Origin of the sequence: Methylorubrum subtropicum, assembly GCF_038442325.1 — a bacterium.
GTDB lineage: Bacteria > Pseudomonadota > Alphaproteobacteria > Rhizobiales > Beijerinckiaceae > Methylobacterium > Methylobacterium subtropicum.
In genome coordinates this window covers 245,929-265,069 of the sequence record NZ_JBBXMW010000002.1, presented here as the reverse complement: position 1 = coordinate 265,069, position 19,141 = coordinate 245,929, and the positions used below count along the sequence as shown (strand labels likewise).

16 protein-coding genes are annotated in these 19,141 nt (G+C 71.0%); 5 read left to right on the top strand and 11 right to left on the bottom strand.

Annotation, left to right across the window (positions count from 1 at the left end; all coding sequences use genetic code 11):
* Positions 1 to 286: 286 nt before the first annotated feature.
* On the top strand, positions 287 to 1,558 hold the full coding sequence (locus AAHG03_RS04125; protein ID WP_342148974.1) for an outer membrane beta-barrel protein: 1,272 nt from the start codon (positions 287 to 289) through the stop codon (positions 1,556 to 1,558).
* 244 nt (positions 1,559 to 1,802) lie between these two features.
* Positions 1,803 to 4,430 (top strand): DNA translocase FtsK, encoded by a 2,628-nt coding sequence (locus tag AAHG03_RS04120; RefSeq protein ID WP_342148972.1) that lies wholly within the window; start codon positions 1,803 to 1,805, stop codon positions 4,428 to 4,430.
* Here the strand turns inward: AAHG03_RS04120 and AAHG03_RS04115 are convergent.
* From AAHG03_RS04115 to AAHG03_RS04105, 3 genes are all read right to left on the bottom strand, one after another.
* Positions 4,424 to 5,704, bottom strand: coding sequence for an MFS transporter (locus AAHG03_RS04115; RefSeq protein WP_342148971.1), 1,281 nt, complete (start codon positions 5,702 to 5,704; stop codon positions 4,424 to 4,426). The genes AAHG03_RS04120 and AAHG03_RS04115 overlap by 7 nt on opposite strands.
* A 248-nt stretch (positions 5,705 to 5,952) precedes the next feature.
* A complete protein-coding gene (locus tag AAHG03_RS04110) occupies positions 5,953 to 6,255 on the bottom strand; it encodes a hypothetical protein (RefSeq protein ID WP_342148970.1) in 303 nt (100 codons plus the stop codon).
* On the bottom strand, positions 6,252 to 8,561 hold the full coding sequence (locus AAHG03_RS04105; RefSeq protein WP_342148969.1) for an FdhF/YdeP family oxidoreductase: 2,310 nt from the start codon (positions 8,559 to 8,561) through the stop codon (positions 6,252 to 6,254). Before AAHG03_RS04105 ends, AAHG03_RS04110 begins: the two co-directional genes overlap by 4 nt.
* Positions 8,562 to 8,913: 352 nt before the next feature.
* Between AAHG03_RS04105 and AAHG03_RS04100 the strand changes: the two genes are divergently transcribed.
* Entirely contained in the window at positions 8,914 to 9,204 is a 291-nt protein-coding gene (locus AAHG03_RS04100) for a hypothetical protein (RefSeq protein ID WP_342148968.1), read from the top strand.
* A gap of 27 nt (positions 9,205 to 9,231) precedes the next feature.
* Complete coding sequence (locus tag AAHG03_RS04095) at positions 9,232 to 9,570, top strand: hypothetical protein (RefSeq protein WP_342148966.1); 339 nt, start codon at positions 9,232 to 9,234, stop codon at positions 9,568 to 9,570.
* A gap of 42 nt (positions 9,571 to 9,612) precedes the next feature.
* Here the strand turns inward: AAHG03_RS04095 and AAHG03_RS04090 are convergent, their stop codons facing one another.
* Both AAHG03_RS04090 and AAHG03_RS04085 read right to left on the bottom strand, forming a co-directional pair.
* Entirely contained in the window at positions 9,613 to 10,689 is a 1,077-nt protein-coding gene (locus tag AAHG03_RS04090; RefSeq protein WP_342148965.1) for a quinone-dependent dihydroorotate dehydrogenase, read from the bottom strand.
* Entirely contained in the window at positions 10,686 to 11,036 is a 351-nt protein-coding gene (locus AAHG03_RS04085; protein WP_342148963.1) for a DUF952 domain-containing protein, read from the bottom strand. Before AAHG03_RS04085 ends, AAHG03_RS04090 begins: the two co-directional genes overlap by 4 nt.
* A gap of 210 nt (positions 11,037 to 11,246) precedes the next feature.
* On the opposite strand from AAHG03_RS04085, the gene AAHG03_RS04080 reads away from it, so the two are divergent.
* Entirely contained in the window at positions 11,247 to 11,879 is a 633-nt protein-coding gene (locus tag AAHG03_RS04080; protein WP_342148961.1) for a S24 family peptidase, read from the top strand.
* A 107-nt stretch (positions 11,880 to 11,986) separates the two neighbouring features.
* Here the strand turns inward: AAHG03_RS04080 and AAHG03_RS04075 are convergent, their stop codons facing one another.
* The 6 genes from AAHG03_RS04075 to AAHG03_RS04050 form a co-directional block, all read right to left on the bottom strand.
* Positions 11,987 to 12,316 carry a DUF6949 family protein gene (locus AAHG03_RS04075; protein WP_342148960.1) on the bottom strand — a complete coding sequence of 110 codons (330 nt, stop codon included), beginning with the start codon at positions 12,314 to 12,316 and terminating at the stop codon, positions 11,987 to 11,989.
* A gap of 123 nt (positions 12,317 to 12,439) precedes the next feature.
* The gene (locus AAHG03_RS04070; protein ID WP_342148958.1) at positions 12,440 to 12,655 is read right to left on the bottom strand and encodes a DUF3126 family protein; all 216 of its coding nucleotides are present in this window, start codon (positions 12,653 to 12,655) and stop codon (positions 12,440 to 12,442) included.
* A 130-nt stretch (positions 12,656 to 12,785) separates the two neighbouring features.
* A complete protein-coding gene (gene cysE / locus AAHG03_RS04065) occupies positions 12,786 to 13,643 on the bottom strand; it encodes a serine O-acetyltransferase (protein WP_342148957.1) in 858 nt (285 codons plus the stop codon).
* A 333-nt stretch (positions 13,644 to 13,976) separates the two neighbouring features.
* A complete protein-coding gene (locus tag AAHG03_RS04060) occupies positions 13,977 to 14,876 on the bottom strand; it encodes a helix-turn-helix transcriptional regulator (RefSeq protein WP_342148956.1) in 900 nt (299 codons plus the stop codon).
* 253 nt (positions 14,877 to 15,129) lie between these two features.
* On the bottom strand, positions 15,130 to 16,731 hold the full coding sequence (locus tag AAHG03_RS04055; protein WP_342148954.1) for an ABC transporter substrate-binding protein: 1,602 nt from the start codon (positions 16,729 to 16,731) through the stop codon (positions 15,130 to 15,132).
* Positions 16,728 to 19,022, bottom strand: coding sequence for a HAMP domain-containing sensor histidine kinase (locus AAHG03_RS04050; protein WP_342148952.1), 2,295 nt, complete (start codon positions 19,020 to 19,022; stop codon positions 16,728 to 16,730). Before AAHG03_RS04050 ends, AAHG03_RS04055 begins: the two co-directional genes overlap by 4 nt.
* Positions 19,023 to 19,141: the final 119 nt, after the last annotated feature.

The following is a 19,141-nucleotide window of genomic DNA, read 5'->3' as shown; positions in this document are numbered from 1 at the left end:
CGCGACGCGTCGGGGCCCTTCGTGATTCGCGGTCGCATCCCGCCGAGCCGATCAAGGAACGAGAACTGGGCCGGCGGAGGCGAGGTCTCGGCTGGACTGGGCAGAAACGCGCCCGGACTGTTGTTCCGGCGGCTGCCACAGATGTGTTCCTTCGGCAACAGTTCCATGGCATCGCCTGAGCTTGGCCGTAATTGCCTATGTTTTAGGCAATTGCCCAAAGCTTCATTTTGCGATGCACGGGCCCCTGCGGCACCTTGGCCGTATCAAACAACCGGGGCAGAGCTCGATGACCATCCGACTGACGTTGAAGGCCTCCGTGGCCGCACTGGCCGCCTTCACCGCCGGCCAAGCCGTTGCCGCCGATCTCCCGGCGAAGGTGCTGCCGGTCGTCGCCGTCGAGCATTGCAAGGCCGCGATCTCGACCCCGGCCTTCGGCGGCCTGATCAAGGCCAACCCGAACCCGGCCTGCTTCACCACCGGTATCGGCGACATCTATGTCGGCGGCGCGATCACCGGCTTCGCCTACACCCAGACCAACGCCTTCGGCATCCTCTCCCCCAGCGGCGAGCGGGACCGTTACGGCCGCGTCGACTTCACGAACCTCCAGGCCTGGATCCAGAAGGCCGACGGTCCGTTCCAGTTCTACGTGCACACCGGCCTGTACTCGATCCCGGCGCTCGGCCTGCCGCTCTACTCCTCGTTCGAGCAGACCGAGTCGCTGTTCGGCCCGGTCCCGGTCGCCTACGGCAAGTGGCAGATCAATGACGAGTGGTCGATCCAGGGCGGCCGGATGTTCACCAACATCGGCTCCGAGCTGCTGTTCTCCTACCAGAACCTCAACATCAGCCGCGGTCTGGTGTTCAACCAAGAGAACTTCATCAACCAGGGCGTCCAGGTGAACTACGCCAGCGGCCCGTGGGCGGCGTCGCTGTCGGTCAACGACGGCTTCTACTCGGGCCAACTCAACTGGGTCACCGGTCTCATCACCTACAAGATCGACGATTCGAACACGATCGGCGTCAACGGCGGCACCCACTTCGCCGACTTCGACTCCTCGACCCGCAGCCCGCGGTTCCAGTTCGCGACCATCAACTCGCTGCAGAACAGCAGCATCGTCAGCGTCAACTGGACCTACGCCAACGGCCCGTGGATCGTGACGCCGTACTTCCAGTACACCAACGTCGCCGCCAAGCCGAACTACTTCTCCCCGATCGTCGGCGCTGAGACCTACGGCGGCGCGCTGCTCGCGGGCTACTCGTTCAACGAGAACTTCGGCCTCGCCGGCCGCGTCGAGTACATCAAGCAGTCCGGCACCCGCGGCGACTTCGCCGGCATCAGCGCCACCAACGTGCTCTACGGCCCGGGCAGCTCGGCGTTCTCGTTCACCATCACCCCGACCTTCACCTGGGACCGCTACTTCATCCGCGGCGAGTTCGCGACGGTGCAGGCCTACGACGTCGCCAAGGATTTCGGGATCGGCGCGGGCGCGGGCTTCGGCCGCAACGGCCTCAAGAACTCGCAGGAGCGCTACCTGCTCGAGACCGGCTTCACCTTCTGATCGCGTATTCCGTCGGCGATGCCTAATCGGCATCGACGGCGGCCCCCGCGACTGCGGGGCGGCGGGCGTCCGCCGGGCGCATGGAAGCCGATCGCAGATCGGGTTCCATGCACATGAAGAGACGAAGATCGAAGCCCCGGATGGTCTCCGGGGCTTCTTTCGTTTCCGCGGGCGTTTGCTTAGCCCGCCGTTAACGGGGTCGCGTTAGCCTTACCGTACCGTTGCCATTGGTCCGGTTGTTCGCATGCGTTCCCTTCGCCGCTCCGCGTCGCCCTACGATACGTTCGTCGACAGCCTGCGGCCGTTCCTGGCCAAGCGGCTGACGGAGTGCGGCGGGCTCATCCTGTTCGCTGGCGCCATCGCCCTCATCGTCGCGCTGGCGACGTGGTCGATCGACGATCCGAGCCTTAACCACGCCACCGACCACCGGGCGCACAACGTGCTCGGGCGCGCGGGCGCCGTGGTCGCCGACCTCGCGATGCAGCTCCTCGGTCTCGGCTCGATCGCGCTGGCCCTGCCGCCCGCGCTCTGGGGCATGCGGCTGATGCGCGAGCGCGACCTGCCGCATGGCGGCGTGCGCCTCGTGCTGTGGATCCTCGGCGTGCTCTGCGTCAGCGCGGTGGCGAGCGCCCTGCCGCCGACCGCCCGCTGGCCGCTGCCGACCGGGCTGGGCGGCGTCGCGGGCGACGCCCTGCTCGCCGGCACGCGGCGGCTGATCGGCCCGTTCGCGGCGTTCGCCGGCTTCGCCTTCGCCGCGGTGGCGATCCTGAGCCTCACCGCCGCCTGCCGCGTCGCCAAGCCCGACCCGGAGGACGAGGAGGAGGTCGCCTACGCCCCCGCCCGCCCGGCGCCGCGCGCGCCGTCCCGCGCCTACGAGGAGCGGCACGATGCCGACGAACCGAGCCTCGGCATCCTCTCGCTCGGCGCGCTCGCCCACGCGGTGATGCGCGGTCGCGCCTCGCTGCGCGACCGGCTCGAAGCCTTCAAGGCGCCCAATGAGGCCCGCGACGGGCTCGCCTATGCCGGCGCCTCGCCCGCGCTCGCCGCCCGCCGCGCCTTCGAGGACGACGAGGCCCCCTGGGCCGCCCACGCCCCGGCGCGTCCCGCCGCGGGGCGCCGCGAGCCCGTGTTCGACAACGAGGAGACCGACGCGGACGAGGCGCCGCCCGCGGCGGCCCCCGCCCGCCCCGCCGCGCCGCCGCGCCCGGCCGCCATCCTTGAGGACGACGAGGCGGCCGAGGCCGAGGCCCCGGTCTCGCGGGTGTCGCGGCCCGCGCCCCAGCCGCAGCCGGCCCGGCCCCGTCCGGCCCCCGAATTCCGCCCCGAGCCCGGCGCCTACCAGCACCCGGCCCTCGAGCTGCTCGCCCGCCCGCGCGAGGCGTCGCCCGGCTCCGAGGTCTCGGCCGAGGCGCTGGAGCAGAACGCCACCATGCTGGAGGCGACCCTTCAGGATTTCGGCGTGCGCGGCGATATTTTGGCCGTGCGCCCCGGCCCGGTCGTCACCCTCTACGAACTGGAGCCGGCGCCGGGCACCAAGTCGAGCCGCGTGATCGCGCTCGCCGACGACATCGCCCGTTCGATGGCCGCGGTCTCGGCCCGCGTCGCCGTGGTGCCGGGCCGCAACGCCATCGGCATCGAACTGCCGAACATGAAGCGCGAGACGGTCTTTTTGCGCGAACTGCTGGCATCCGCCGACTTCGCCGAGACCAAGCACAAGCTCGCCTTGTGCTTGGGGAAAAACATCGGCGGCGAGCCGATCATCGCCGACCTCGCCCGGATGCCGCACTTGCTCGTCGCCGGCACCACGGGCTCCGGCAAGTCGGTCGCCATCAACACCATGATCCTGTCGCTGCTCTACCGGCTGAAGCCCGAAGAGTGCCGCCTGATCATGGTCGATCCGAAGATGCTGGAGCTGTCGGTCTACGACGGCATCCCGCACCTCCTGTCGCCGGTCGTCACCGACCCCAAGAAGGCGGTCATCGCCCTCAAATGGGCCGTGCGCGAGATGGAGGAGCGCTACAAGAAGATGTCCAAGGTCGGTGTGCGCAACATCGACGGCTTCAACGCCCGCCTGGAGGAAGCCCGCACCCGCGGCGAGACCCTGACCCGCACGGTCCAGACCGGCTTCGACCGCTCGACCGGCGAGGCGGTCTACGAGGACGAGGTCATGGACCTCAACCCGCTGCCCTACATCGTCATCGTGGTCGACGAGATGGCCGACCTGATGATGGTGGCCGGCAAGGACATCGAGGGCGCGATCCAGCGCCTCGCGCAAATGGCGCGGGCGGCGGGCATCCACCTCATCATGGCGACGCAGCGCCCGAGCGTGGACGTCATCACCGGCACGATCAAGGCCAACTTCCCGACCCGGATGAGCTTCCAAGTCACCTCGAAGATCGATTCGCGCACGATCCTCGGCGAGATGGGCGCCGAGCAGTTGCTGGGCCAGGGCGACATGCTGTTCATGGCGGGTGGTGGCCGCACCACCCGCGTCCACGGGCCGTTCTGCTCGGATTCGGAAGTCGAGAGCGTGGTCGCCCATCTCAAGCGGCAGGGCCGGCCCTCGTATCTCGATGCCGTCACGGCGGACGAGGCCGAGATGGCGTCCGGTACTGCGGCGGCCCCGGACGGCGCGGTGTTCGATGCCGGCCAGTTCGGCGGCTCCGAGGGCGGCGACCTCTACGAGCAGGCGGTCGCGGTGGTGATGCGGGACAAGAAGGCCTCGACCTCCTACATCCAGCGCCGCCTCCAGATCGGCTACAATCGCGCCGCCTCGCTGATGGAGCGGATGGAGACCGAAGGCCTCGTCGGCCCCGCCAACCACGCGGGCAAGCGCGAGATTCTCGTGGAGCCCGAGGCGCAGGACTACTGACGCCGCATCGCGGCGAGCCCGAACACGACGGCGACGCCGCAGGCCGTGGCGGCGGGGGAGGCCCAGCGCTCGGCGGCGCCCGCGAGCGCGGCGCCCGCGACGTCGCCGAGGTTCATCGCCGCCATGAAGATCTGGAACTGCGTCGCCGACACGCCCTCCGCCCGGCTCGCCAGCACCACGGTGGGCTGGAGCGCGACGTAGAGGAGCGCCGGGACGACGCTCGCCAGCCCGAGGATGAGCGGCCCGCCCCGCGCCTCGAACCCGCCGACGACGATCAGGGCGATGACGGCGAAGGCCGCGGCGCAGGCGAGGCACAGCCGGCGTAGGGCCGAGGCGGGACCGATCCGATCGACGGCGAACCCGACGAGCCCGGCCCCCAGGGTGCCCCCGAGGAACGCCAGCAGCGCCTGCACCTGCGACAGGGCGCCAGCCTCCCAGCCATGGTCGCGCACCATCGCCACCGCGAAGGGCACCTGAAAGAGCGCCAGGGCGAAATCGATCCCGAAGCAGAGCGCCAGCAGCAGAAGCGCCGCGCGATGGCGGAAGGCGGCGAGGACCCGCACGACGCCCCGCCCATGCGCGGCCAGCCCGCGGGGCGCTTCAGAGACGATCGAGCGCGGCAGGGGCCCGACCCGCAGCAGCGCGTCGCCCGGCCGCTCGCGCACGAGGCCGGCGGCGAGCACGAGGGCGGTGGTGAGGGACAGCAGCAAGCCGGCGGCGCCGGGGAGGCCGATCTGCGGCAGCAGCCAGCCGAACAGCGCCGCGCCAAGGGCGGAGCCGGTGACGAAGCCGGCACGGGTGCAGGCGCTGACGCGGCCGAGTTCGCCCTCGGGCACGTTGGCCACGATCAACCGGTCGGTCGCGGTGTCGGCGAGCGAGGCGCACAGGCTGTGGAGCAGCAGCACCGCGCCGAGCATGCTCGGGTCCGGCCGCGCGCCGAGGAACGGCAGCAGGCCCAGCGCGATCTGGCCCCCGAACAGCCCGCGCACGAGCCAGACCCGGTGCGCCCCCATCGGATGCGGCGCGGCCCGGTCGAGCAGCGGCCCCCACAGCAGCGGCTGCAGCACCCAGGGCAGGCCGATCAGCGCCAGCAGCGAGCCGACCGCGCCCGCGCCGTGGCCGCTCGCGGCCAGATGGTTGGCGAGCGCCAATGTGGCGAAGCCCGCGACCGTGCCCTGGTAGAGGTAGAGGCCGGCAAACAGCCCGACGCGCCAGCGCCGGCTCAGCAGGCTCGGTACGCGCCCGAGCCGATCGGGCGCTTCACGGGACGACATTCGGGCGCTCTCCACCCGCACAGGGTGGCGGCGGCCCGCCCGCGCGGCAATGCGGCGGGGTTTCCTCGGAGCGCCTCTGGGCGGCTCATCCCATCAAATCCCCTCATCCTGAGGTGCGCAGCCGAAGGCGGAGCCTCGAAGTAGGGCTCCAGTTCGCGCGGAGCGTTCTGGAGCCCTCCTTCGAGGCCGCTGCGCGGCACCTCAGGATGAGGGTGGCGATGGGAGAAGGGACGGGATCGAGCGGATCTTCAGGCCGCCAGCACCGCCAGCACGCTGCGCCCGACCTCGCTCGCGGCGTAGCGGGTACGTTGCGTCCGGGCGTCGCGCGCGGTCACGCTCACCAGGGTCTCGCCCGCGAGCGTGTCCACCGCCCGCAGCACCAGCGCGTGCTCGATGCCGAAGACGCGGGCGAAGCTGCGGCTGTCTTCGGCGAGCCCGAGATGGAGCCCGGCGAGGATGCCGGATTCCAACAGGCTCAGTTCGGGGCGCAGCGCCGCGATGGTGTCGGTGGTCGCCAGAAACGTCTCGGCGTCGGCGGGGGGCTGGCTCATGCGGCCAGCGCTTCGCCGCGGGCGCGGACCTGCACCAGCACGGATTTCGAGGTCGGCGTGTCCGAGAATTCGCCGAAGGCCGAGAGCGGCACCAGCACGTTGAGTTCCGGGTAGTAGCCCGCGAGCGACCCGCGCGGCATGTCGAACGGCACGAGGCGGAAATCCTCCGCCCGCCGTGTGACGCCGTCATCGGTGCCATGGCCGACGAGATCGACCCGCTCGCCGAACCGGCCCTTCAGCGCGGCGAGGTCGTCCGGATGGGCGAAGACGACGCGGCGCTCGCCGTAGACGCCGCGGTAGCGGTCGTCGAGGCCGTAGACCGTGGTGTTGTACTGGTCGTGGCTGCGGAACGTCTGGAGCACGAAGGTCTCAGGCAGCGCGCTCGCGCGCTGGTGCTCGGTCGCCCCCGGCAGCGGGCCGCTGGAGAAGTTGGCCCGGCCCGTCGCCGTCTCGAACACGCGCTCCGAGGCGAGGTTGCGCAGCATGAAGCCCCGGGGCTTTCGCACGCGCGTGTTGAAGCCGCTGAAACCGGGGATGGTGCGCTCGATCAGGTCGCGGATGCGGTCGTGGTCGTCGGCGAGGGTGTCCCATTCGATCCGCTCGGACCCGACGGTGGCGGCGGCCATGCCGGCGATGATGGCGACCTCGGAGCGCAGGTGCGGGGAGGCCGGCTTGTTGATGCCCCCCGAGCCGTGGACCATGCTCATCGAATCCTCGACGGTCACGATCTGGACCTTGCCCCGGCTGTTGCGATCGACCTCGGTGCGGCCGAGGCAGGGCAGCACGTAGGAGACGCGGCCCGGCACGAGATGCGAGTGGTTGAGCTTCGTCGCGATGTGGACGGTGAGTTCACACCCGGCGAGCGCCTTGGCCACCAACGGCGTATCGGGGGTCGCGCGCAAAAAGTTGCCCCCTAAGCCGATGAAGGCCTTCGAGGCGCCGTCGAGCATCGCGCCGATGGCTCCGAGCACATTGTGGCCGTGCTTCCTCGGCATGCCGAGCCCGAACTCGCGCTCCAGCGCCTCGATCAGCGCGGTCGGCGGCTTCTCGTTGATGCCGACCGTGCGGTCGCCCTGGACGTTCGAATGGCCGCGCACCGGGCACAGGCCGGTGCCGGGCCGCCCGACATGGCCGCGCAGGAACAGCACGTTGGCAATCTCGCGGATCGTCGCGACCGAGTGGCGGTGCTGGGTCACGCCCATCGCCCAGGTGGCGATGACCTTGTCCGCGCCGAGATAGACCTCCGCCGCCGCCTCGATCTCGACGCGCGTCAGCCCCGACTGGTCGAGGATCGCGTCCCATTCCGTCGCCTCGACGGCGGCGCGGTACTCCTCGAAGGCGAGGGTGTGGGTGGCGAGGAACGCGTGGTCGAGGAGCGAGGGCTTGCCCTCGCTGAGCGCCGCCGCGTTGCGGGCGAAGACCACCTTGGCGATGCCGCGGAAGGCCGCCATGTCGCCGCCGGGCTTGGGCTGGAGATAGTGGCTGGCGATGGGGCGGCTCGCGCCGCGCAGCATCTCGACGCTGTTCTGCGGGTCGGCGAAGCGCTCCAGCCCGCGCTCGCGCACGGGGTTGAGCACGACGATCTGCGCGCCCCGCTCGGCGGCGCGGCGCAGGTCGCCCAGCATGCGCGGGTGGTTGGTGCCGGGGTTCTGGCCGACGACGAAGACCGCGTCCGCCTTCTCGAAGTCTTCGAGCAGCACCGTGCCCTTGCCGATGCCGATGGCCTGGACCAGCGCGATGCCGCTGGCCTCGTGGCACATGTTCGAGCAGTCGGGGAAGTTGTTGGTGCCGAAAGATCGGGCGAAGAGCTGGTAGAGATAGGCCGCCTCGTTCGAGGCGCGGCCCGAGGTGTAGAACTCGGCGGCATCCGGGTTGCCGAGGCCGCGCAGCGTCGCGCCGATCTCGGCGAAGGCGTCCGTCCACTCCACCGGGCGGTAGGTGTCGGTGGCCGCGTCGTAGCGCATCGGATGCGTCAGGCGGCCCTCGCTCTCGAGCGCATAGTCGGTCCAGCCGCGCAGCTCCGAGACGGTGTGACGCGCGAAGAAGCGCGGGGCGGCGCGCTTGTCGGTGGCCTCCCAGGAGACCGCCTTCACGCCGTTCTCGCAGAACTCGAACGACGAGCCGTGGGCGGGGTCACCCCAGGCGCAGCCGGGGCAATCGAACCCGTCGGGCTGGTTGGCCGAGAGCAGGGCTCGCGCCCCGGAGAGCGGCGCCCGGCTGCCGAGCAGATGCTTGCCGCAGCTCTTCAGAGCCCCCCAGCCGCCCGCGGCGGAGGAGCGCTTGAGGGACCCGTCTGAACGGTCCATGCCGAAATCCCGGAGAAAGCGATGGTGCAACGCCAGATAAGCGGCTTCCGGGAAGCCTCACAATTCCGGCTCGGCGCACGCCTCTCATGACTCCAGCGCTTGGCTGGAGATTTGAATCGCTCCGATATGCGCTAGGCACAATCCTGCAGCTTCCACGGTGCCGTCGCAGGGGTGCATGAACGACTTCGCCGACCGTTCGTGGAAGGCACGGTCGAGCATTCTCCGACCTTCTTCCGAGCTTGGGCTTAAGCTATGCAACCGAAAATAGCCGGTGCGTCGGTCGCCGGTCGAAGCGGTGTCCGGCCGGGGGAGGATTCGGAGGGTGGGCCGAACGACGTGCGATCTCTATCGGATGGGCAACGCGACGAGCGCCCGTCTCGATCATGTTCGCCCCATCGACGTGGAGCATACCGTCGTCGCGGGCGTCGATTGGGTCCGGGCCGGGACCGGGGGCGTATCGACCTTCTCGGTTCCGGCTCCGGGGAAGGGGCGCTGGTGGAAGCTGGCGGCCGGGTACGATTACGGAACGCTTCTGCTCGTCTGGAACGATGTGGGGAACCACTGGTCCTGGGAGCCGAGCATTGATATGCCGCTGAGCGACTACAGATCGTTGCTCGATACGGCGAACCGTCATTTCCGTTGAGCGGACAACGATCGGGACGACGCACCCATGGTCAGACTTTCCCCGAAGGCTCTTCGCTTCGCCGAGGATGCCGTCCGCTCCCTGCCCGAGACGGCCGATCGCAACGATCCGCCGAGGATCGTCTGGGACCGCTGGCGCGAGGAGCGCGCCCCGGATGCCGTGCGGCCCGGTGGAGCCGTCGAGGTCCCCGATCCGGTGGCGCGGGTTCTCCTGTCCGCGGTGGAGCAGCGGGTCGAGGCGATGCAGCGCTCGTTCGACCAGGGCGAGGACGAGGACGACGCCCTCGGGAACGACCTTCTGTTCCTGCGCAACGTTCGGGATGTCCTGCGCGGCTGTCTTCCCGAGGCGCAGAGGGCCGCCGTCTGACGTCCGCTCTCCGCTCACCTGCCCCGGTGCGGGGCAGATGCCTCAATCGAGCCGTGACAGGCTCGCCGCATCCCGCCCGACGACCGGCGCGAGGCTGCTCAAGCCCTCCGCCCGGAGCCGGTCGGCCAGCCCACGCTTGATCGTGCCGACCAGCCCCGGCCCCTCGTAGACCAGCGCCGAGTAGAGCTGGAGCAGGCGCGCGCCCGCGCGGATCTTAGTCCAGGCGGTCTCGGCCGAGTCGATGCCGCCGACGCCGATGAGGGGGATGCGGTCGCCGACGCGCAGGAAGGTCTCGGCAAGCAGCCGGGTCGAGGCCGCGAAGAGCGGGCGGCCCGAGAGGCCGCCGGTCTCGGTCGCCAGCGCCGTCTCGGCGAGCGAGGCGGGCCGGGCGACCGTGGTGTTCGAGACGACGAGCCCGTCGATGCCGCGGCGGAGCGCGGTGCCGGTCATGGCGTCGAGGCCGTCGAGCGAGATGTCGGGGGCGATCTTGAGGAGCACCGCGGGGCGCGCACTGGCGGCGTCGCGGGCGGCGATCACGCGGGCGAGCAGGTCGTCCAGAAAGGCTTCGCCCTGGAGGTCGCGCAGGCCCGGCGTGTTGGGCGAGGAGACATTGACGGTGAGGAAGGCCACGTGCGGCGCGAGCCGCGCGGTGCAGGCGACGTAGTCGGCCAGTCGATCCGACGATTCCTTGTTGGCGCCGATGTTGACGCCGACGATGCCCGGCCGTCCGGCGCGCGCTTTCAGCCGGTCGGCCACCGCATCGAGGCCCTCGCTGTTGAGGCCGAAGCGGTTGATCACCGCCCGGTCGCGGGCGAGGCGAAACACCCGCGGGCGCGGATTGCCGGGCTGGGGCAGCGGCACCACGCCGCCGACCTCGACGAAGCCGAAACCGAGGCCAAGCAGCGCGTCGGCGACCCGCGCGCCCTTGTCGAAGCCCGCCGCGAGGCCGACCGGGTTGGGGAAGCGGCGGCCGAACAGCTCGACCGCGAGCGCCGGGTCGTCCGGGGCCGGGTGGCGGGGCGGCAGCAGGCTCAGACCCCGCAGGGTGAGATCGTGGGCGGTCTCGGCGTCGAGGCCGTGCAGGATCGGGCGGGCGAGGGGAAACAGCGCCTCGATCATGCCGACACGACCTCCGCCGGAAAGACGTGGCGCCCGTCCGCGCCGAGCGGCAACTCAGCGACCGAGCGCACGGCATTTAAGGGGAGTTCGCCGTAGAGATGGGGGAACAGCGCGCCGCCGCGGGACGGCTCGAACCGCAGCGCCTCGCCGAGGGCGTCCGTGTCAACGGCGATCAGCAGCAGGTCGTCCTGGGCCGCGAAGTGGCGCGCGGCGGTTTCGGGCGCCTGTTCGGCTGTGGAGAAATGGATGAAGCCGTCGGCGCGATCGACCGGCGCCCCGCGAAACACCCCGTGCGCCTCCGCCTCCCGCCAGAGCGGGCGCGGGCATATCTTGTAGACGAGGGGCATGGGGCTCCTGCCGAACTCTTTTGGATGCGCCGAGCGATATGCTCCGCTCGCCCGCATCGCAACCGGGCGGATTCGCGCCTTCACCCGGACGCCCCGTGATGCGACACTGCCCGGCTCCTGCGGCCGCGATTGCATTCGATCCCGGCTGGTTCTAGTTTCCTATGACTAGGCCGTCTGTCCCATCGGCAGGCGCGCCGGGCCGGGGCCGTCATGCTGTCGCACGAGCAGATCTGGGCTGCCATCGACCGTCTGGCCGAGCGCTACGGCTATTCCGCTTCCGGGCTCGCCCGCCGTGCCGGCCTCGACGCCACGAGCTTCAACCGCTCGAAGCGGATCGGCCCGGACGGGCGCAAGCGCTGGCCCTCGACCGAATCGGTGTCGAAGGTGCTCGCCGCCACCGGCGCCAGCCTCGACGACTTCCTGCGCCTGATCGATTCCCGCGAGGGGCCGGCCCGCACCATGGTGCCGCTGATCGGCCTGACCCAGGCGGGCTCGGGCCGCCTGTTCAACGACGAGGGCATGCCGGTGGGCGGGCCCGGCTGGGACGAGATCGAGTTTCCCGATCTCGGCGGCGACCGGGCCTTCGCCCTCGAAGTGCAGGGCGATTCGATGCACCCGCTCTACCGCGACGGCGACGTGCTGATCGTCTCGCCCACCGCCAGCGTGCGCAAGGGCGACCGGGTGGTGGCGCGGCTCGCCAACGGCGAGGTGCTGGCCAAGGAACTGCGCCGCCGCACCGCCCGCACCGTGGAGCTGATCTCGCTCAACCCGGAGCACGAGGACCGCACGATCCCGCTCGCCGAGATCGCCTGGATGGCCAGGGTGATGTGGGTGCGGCAGTAGGGACCCTCTGTGTTGCCCGAGAACCGTCCTCCGGTCGTTTCCTGGGCGCCCCCGGCGGACGACCGCCGCCCCGCCGTCGCGGGGGCGGGAGGCGTCGCCTCCCGGTTTTATTGACCGGCGATCATATGCGCCACGTCGAGGGCGATGTGGCCCGAGAGCAGGCCCCAGCCGCAGGCGATCATCGTCGCGATCATCACGAACGGGATCGGGCGGCGCTCCAGCTTCCGCCCGCGCAGGGTATTGCGCAGGATGATGAAGGGGGCGACGAAGGCCAGCATCGGCAGGGCGGCGAGCGTCGAGACGCCGCCGGCCTCGAGCAGGCGGAAGCTCGCCCGGCGGTTGGTGGCGAACTCGAAGGCGCTCGCCATCAGGCCCGCCAGCGCGAGCCCGACGACCAGCGCCTGGAGGGATTCGATCGAGGACGGGCTCAGGGCCATGACGCGACGCTCCTTTTCAGGATGAGACGCGTACTCTGGCCGATCGTTTACACCTTGTTAAGGAATACCTTTCCTCAACGTTAACGCCGCCCACAGGGGCCTTGCCCAGGGCGGCGTCGCGGCTCAGGCGTCCTCTTCGAGGTCGATGTCGAGGATCGCCATCCGGAAGGTGAAGGAATCGTCGCCGTCCTCCTTGTCGTCGGCGAGCACGCCGATCGACTCGTCGCCGATGAACACCTCGGCGGAATCGCCGGTCTTCATCGCGACGACGCGGATGCTGGCGTTGGCGAACTTGCGGCGCAGGTAGCCCTGCAGCTTGGTGACCTCGGTCTTGTTCACGCCGTTTCCCTTCTGGTGCGACGCCGCGCGCCGGGGTTCTTGGGGACCTCGGAACGTCGGCGGGAGGGGCTTTGTGGTGGTGGCGCGGCTTGCCACGCCGCGGGGGGGCAGGCAAGCGCCCGAAGGATTCTCAGATGCCGCCGGCGATGTCGACGAACTCGCTCATCGCCACGAGCTGGTCCATCGAGCGGGCGGGCTCGGCGCAGCCGGCCGCACCCACGACGCGGGCCGGCACGCCGACGACGGTGGTGTGGGGCGGCACCGGGCGTAGGACCACGGAGCCGGCGGCGACGCGGGCGCAGGCCCCGACCTCGATGTTGCCCAGGATCTTGGCTCCCGCACCGATCATCACGCCGCGGCGAATCTTCGGGTGGCGGTCGCCGCCGTGCTTGCCGGTGCCGCCGAGCGTCACCGCGTGCAGGATCGACACGTCGTCCTCGATCACCGCGGTCGAGCCGACGACGACGCCGGTGGCGTGGTCGAAGAACACGCCGCGGCCGATGCGGGCCGCCGGGTGGATGTCGGTCTGGAACACCTCCGAGGACCGGCTCTGGAGGTAGAGGGCGAGATCGCGCCGGCCCTGGTGCCAGTACCAGTGGGCCAGCCGATGCGCCTGGAGCGCGTGGAACCCCTTGAAGTAGAGCAGCGGCTCGATCGCCCGGGTGGTGGCGGGGTCGCGATCCATCACGGCGAGGATGTCGGCGCGCATGCTCTGGCCGATGCCGGGATCGTCCTGAACCGCCTCGTAGAAGCCGTGGGCGACGAGTTCGGTCGGGAGCGAGGCGTGGCCCAGCCGCGCGGCGACGCGATGACCCACCGCCGCCTCAAGCGTCGGATGGTTCAGGATCGTGGCGACGAAGAAGGAGGCGAGCGACGGCTCGTCGCGCAGAACCGATTCGGCCTCGCCCCGAATCCGCGTCCAGACCGGATCGACGATGCCGGCGATCGCCTCGCGCCCCACGGGGCTGAGCGAAGGACTGGCGGACATGCATTCCTCCTCGAAGGGAAGGGGATTCCTTGATCGCGCGGGCGAGATCAAATGGCCTGTTCGGCGACGCGTTGAAGAACGATCGCTCTCGCGCGGACGGTCCTTGAGCGAGATCGATCCCTACCGCGGCGCGGCATGGTCGTACAGCTTGGGTCCGGGGCCGCCGGCATCAAGAGGGGCGCTACGTTACAAAGCAGTAGCGCTCGCAGGAGGCACGGCCGTGTGGCCGGGCGCGAAAAGCGCCCCGCGCAGTGGGCCTCGGCGAAGCCGAGGCGTCTAACGGAGCGAGCAGCCTAAGGCCGCGGACGCGGCCGCCGGCGCCTGAGGCTTCACTTAAGCCGCCGGGCGGCGTCCGCCGTTGTCGTTGCCGCTGAAGCGCGCCTCGATCACCTCGATCAGGCGTCCGGCCATCACGTCCACGGGCACATCGGAGGTGTCGACCACGGCGGAAGCGCGGGCGTAGAGCGGCTCGCGGCTAAGCAGCACGGCGCGCAGGTCCTCCAGCACCGAGGTCGGGTCGCCCTTGCCCTCGACATGGCCCTGATCGCGCACCCGCTGGAGATGTTCTTCCGGACGGGCCCGCAGCCAGATCGTGTAGAACGAGGACAGCAGCAGGTCGTAGGTCAGCGGCTCGGCGACGATGGAGCCGCCGGTGGCGAGCACCATCGGCCCCGGATGCTCGGCGAGCTGGCGCAGGGCCTTCTGCTCCAGGCGGCGATAGCCCTCCTGACCGTAGATCGCGAAGATCTCGCCGACCGACAGGCCGTTCTCGCGCTCGATCTCGGTGTTCAGCTCGACGAAGCGCCAGCCGAGATGGGCCGCGGCCATCCGCCCGAGGGTGGACTTGCCGGCCCCGCGCAGGCCCACCACGGCCACGCGGCGGCGCACGACGCGGTTGTCCACGTTGGCCGAGCCGGCGAGCGCCGACTTGGCGAGCGCGATCTGGTCGGGGCTCGCCTGCTCCAAGAGGTCGCGGACCACGCGCCAGTCGGAGGAGGTCTCCTGCGCGGCCACGAGGTCGTCGAGGCGCATGCCCATGGCGTTGGCCACGCGCCGCAGCAGGATGATCGAGACGTTGCCCTGGCCGCCTTCGAGCTGGGCGATGTAGCGCTCGGACAGGCCGGAGGCCTGGGAGAGCAGCTTGCGCGAGAGTCCGCGCACGGTCCGGGCGTGGCGCACGCGCCGGCCCAGCTCGTTCAGGAAATCCGCTTCGTGTTGGGCCGCGTCGGTCATGGCCTCAACTCACCTCTCGTCCGAATGTCGACGCATGGCGCGCGTCCCGCAGCCAACGTCGGCGGCGGCCTCTTGCTGCAACGCACAGGCCAATCTCGCAGTTGCAGCAAAATGGCTTCGCCCATCTGCCGCGCGGGCCACGCCCGCACAACCCATACCGCGGGCGTGGCATCCATGCGAACGCGACGGTGGATAAAATATTTGATGCTTTGGCCGACGGTCCCCAGAAAGCTCGCAGCGAAGTGAAGCCTTTTCACGGCGGATCGGAGAGCGTCACGCCCTCGAACAGGTAGCGCCCGAGCGGGTCCATGCGGAAGCCCGCGACCGTGCGCCGCGCCGCCATGTGCACCACGGTGTGGGCGAGCGGCACCCAGGGCAGGCCTTCGCGAAAGCGTTCCTGCGCCGCGCGGTAGAGCCGGGTGCGGGTCGCCCGGTCGTCGGTGCGGCGGGCCGCCTGGATGTCCGAATCGTAGGTCGGATCGCACCAGCGGGCGAGGTTGGCCCCGCCGGGTACGGCCGCCTGGCAGCCGAGCAGCACGTTGAGGAAGTTGTCGGGGTCGCCGTTGTCGCTCGTCCAGCCGTAGAGCATCGCCGTCGGCTCGCCCGCGTAGAGCGCGGCCCGGTAGGCGCCCCAGTCCCGCGTGACGAGGCGGGCGCGGATGCCGACGCGGGCGAGGTCGGCCTGGATCATGTCGGCGACGCGCCGGCCGTTGGGATTGTAGGGCCGGCTGACGGGCAGGAACCACAGGTCGGTTTCGAAGCCCTGCGCATGGCCGGCCTCGGCCAGCAGCCGCGCGGCGGCCTCGCGGTCGAAGGCGAGGTTGGGCAGGCCGTCGTGGAAGGCCCAGCTCCCCGGCGGCAGCGGGTTGCGGGCAAGCCGCCCGGCCGCGCCGTAGACCGCCTCGACGATGGCGCGGCGGTCGATGGCGAGGTTGATCGCCCGGCGCACCCGCACGTCGTCCATCGGCGGGCGGGTGGTGTTGAGGGCGAGGTAGGCGACGTTGAGTTCCTCCCCCGACAGCAGGGCGAGGTCGGGGTCGGCGCGCACCGCGTCGAGGTCGGCGGGTGCCGGGAAGGCCGCCACCTGACACTCGCCGGCCTTGAGCTTGGTCAGCCGCACGGCCGCGTTCGGGGTGATCGAGAAGACGAGGCCGTCGAGCGGCGCCGGTCCGGCGGCCTTGCGCCAGTAATCCGGGAAGCCGCGGTAGCGCACGGCCATGTCGGGGCGGTAGCCCGCGAAGCGGAACGGGCCGGTGCCGATCGGCGCGCGGGCCAGTTCTTCGGGTTCATTCGAGGCCGCGAGGCGTTCGGCATACTCGGCCGAGAGGATGCCGCCGAAGGCCTGGGCGAGGTTGGGGAGGAAGGTCGCGTCGGCCTCGCGCAGGCGGAAGCGCACCCGCCCGGCGTCGAGGCGTTCGATGGCCAGGATCAGGTCGGCGAGGCCGAGATCGCGGAAATAGCCGAAGGTCTCGCCGCCGACCCGGTGATAGGGATGGTCCGCCCGCCACTGGCGCAGGAAGCTGAACAGCACGTCGTCGGCGTTCAGCGTCCGGCTCGGCGCGAACCGGGCGTTGGCGTGGAAGCGCACGCCCGCGCGCAGGGTGAAGTCGTAGGTCTTACCCTCGTCGGAGACGACCCAGGATTCGGCGAGCGCCGGGCGCAGGGTCGTGGTTCCCGGCTCGAACTCGACGAGGTTGTTGAACATCTGCCACGTGACGTTCATCGCCGTCGTCGTGGTGACGCGGCCGGGATCGAGCGATTCCGGGTTGCCCTCCGAGCAATAGACCAGGGTCGAGGCCGCGGCCGGGCCGGCGAGGCCGAGGGCGAGGGCAAGAGAAAGGGCGAGGCGTCTCATGCGGCCCCCGCGCCAGCAGGAGTCCGCAGGGCCGGCCGTTCGCCGGCCGGCACCTCGCGGGGGAACTCGACCCGCACATTGGTGCCCGCGCCGGGCTCGCTCTCGACGGCGATGCGGCCCTGGAGCTTCACCGTGACGAGGTTGTGGACGATGTGCATCCCGAGCCCGGTGCTGCCGCGGGCGCGGGCGGTGGTGAAGAACGGATCGAAGATGCGGCCGAGGTTCTCCGGCGGGATGCCGATGCCGTCGTCGGCGACCTCGATCCGCACCAGCGCGCCCGCCGACTGGACCCGCACCACGATGCTGCCGGGGCTCTCCGGTGGTCGCTGAGCGAAGCCGTGCACCACGGCGTTGGCCACGAGGTTGGTCACCACCTGCGCCAGCACGCCCGGATAGGTATCGACGGTGAGCCCCGGCGGGCAGTCCGGCCGGACGCGGTGGCCGCCCTTGCGCAGCATCGGCTGGAGGCTCGCCAGCAGCTCGTCCAGCCAGACGTCGAGGGGGAAGCTGCGGCGCTCGTCGCTCGCCCGATCGACAGCGACCTGCTTGAAGCCGTGGACGAGGTCGGCGGCGCGGGTGAGATTGGAGGACAGGAGCTGCGCCCCCTCGCCGACGCGATCGACGAAGTGGTTGAGGCGCGAGCGCGACAGGGTGCCGGCGGCGACCACCTCCCGGAACGCCCGCGTCTCGTCGCGCACCAGCGTCGCCGTGGTGAGCGCGATGCCGAGCGGCGTGTTGATCTCGTGCGCCACGCCCGCCACGAGCTGGCCGAGCGAGGCGAGCTTTTCCGCGCGGATCAGGTCGTCCTGGGCCTGGCGCAGGTCGTGGAGCGCGGCATCCGCCTGATCCTTGGCCCGGCGCAGGGCCCGCTCGCGCCGGCCGATCTCGGTGACGAAGAAGTGGGTGGCGCGCGCGATGTCGCCGAGTTCGTCCGCCCGCTGCAACCCCGAGAGCCCGGCGGCCTTCGGGTCGGCGGCGAGCGCGATCATGTCGCCCTGAAGCTGGCGCAGGGGCACGAGGATCGAGCGGGCGACGGCGATGGCCGCGAGCGCGCCGAGCAGCAGACCCCCCGCCGCCCCGACCAGCAGGAGTTGGCGCAGGAACTCGCCGAAGCGGTCGGCCTCCTCCAGGGCGATGTCGTTCAAGGCATTGGCGCTATCGCTCATGGCCTTGGCCAGGGCGTCCATCTCGGCGATCATCGCGTTCTGGCGCGTCACGCCCTCGACCGTGGTGGCGAGGCGCCCGCGCCAGCCGTCGATGGCGTCGATCATGTCGCCCTGGATCAGCGGCGAGATCGGCAGGCTCGCCGTGGTGGACGACAGCCGCTCGCCCTCCGCCAGCATGGCGCTCGCCCCTTGCGGATCGCGCCGGTTCAGGGCCTCGGACGTGCGCTGGCCGAGCTTGAGCGCGCTGATGCCGATGTTCTGCGTCGCCTGACCGGTCTCGTTGGCCTCGATCGCGTAAGCGAGGAGCTGGCTCACCTCGTCGTGCAGCGAGCGCTGCTCCGACGAGAGGATCTTCAGCAGATGCTCGATCCGCTCATCGAGCGCTCGGTCGGGGCCGCGCCCGGCCGCACGGGCGGCGAGCAGGGGCTCGAGCGCGGCGGCATCCCCCTCCCGGCCCGAGCCGCGCAGGGCCGCCACGAGGTCGCCGCCGACATGCGCGAGGCCGCTGGAGCCGGAGGCGGCGGTCGATTCGCCCGCGGCAGAACGCGCCTCGGCGAGATCGAGGCGGGCGAGGGCCGCCGACAGGGCGTTGATCCGCGCCACCGCATCGCGGGCGGTGCGCAGCCGCTCCACCTTCCGGGCCAGGGTCCGGGCGAGGTCGGCGTTCGAGCCCTGCTGGCGCAGCCGCGCCTGATCGGCGAGCTCCACCAGCCGGCCCGCGCGCTGGCCCATCTCGGTGACGAGCCCGTCGTTCTCCCGCGTCAGCGCGACGAGCGCCCGCATCCGCTCCATGGAGCGGTCGAGGGTCCGTTGCGCCGAGGCGACCCGCTCGGCCTGTCCCCTTGTGCGGACATCGCTCTGGAGCGCGTCGAGGCCGCGGCGGGCGTCAGCGGCGAGCGCAAAGAAGCGCTCCTCGCGCGCTGTGCGCTCCGTGGGCCGGGCCGCGACATAGGCCTCGCGCTCGGTGCGGGCGACGGTGAGGTCGTGGTAGATGCGCGCCGCGAGCAGGGCGCCGGTGCGGGCGCGCTGCTCCTGTGCCAGCAGCACCCAGCCCGCCGCCGCGATGGCCGCGGCCACCAGGATCGGGACGCCGCCGACGAGGGCAATCTTCCGCCCGACCCGCATCCTCGACCCGCGCAAAGCCCTTCGCAGAGCGGTTGACCGATGCGTCGGATCGTTGCCGGAAATGCGCGGCGCGACAAGGGCTTCCTGGCTCCCGACCCGAGCCGTCATGCCCGGATGTG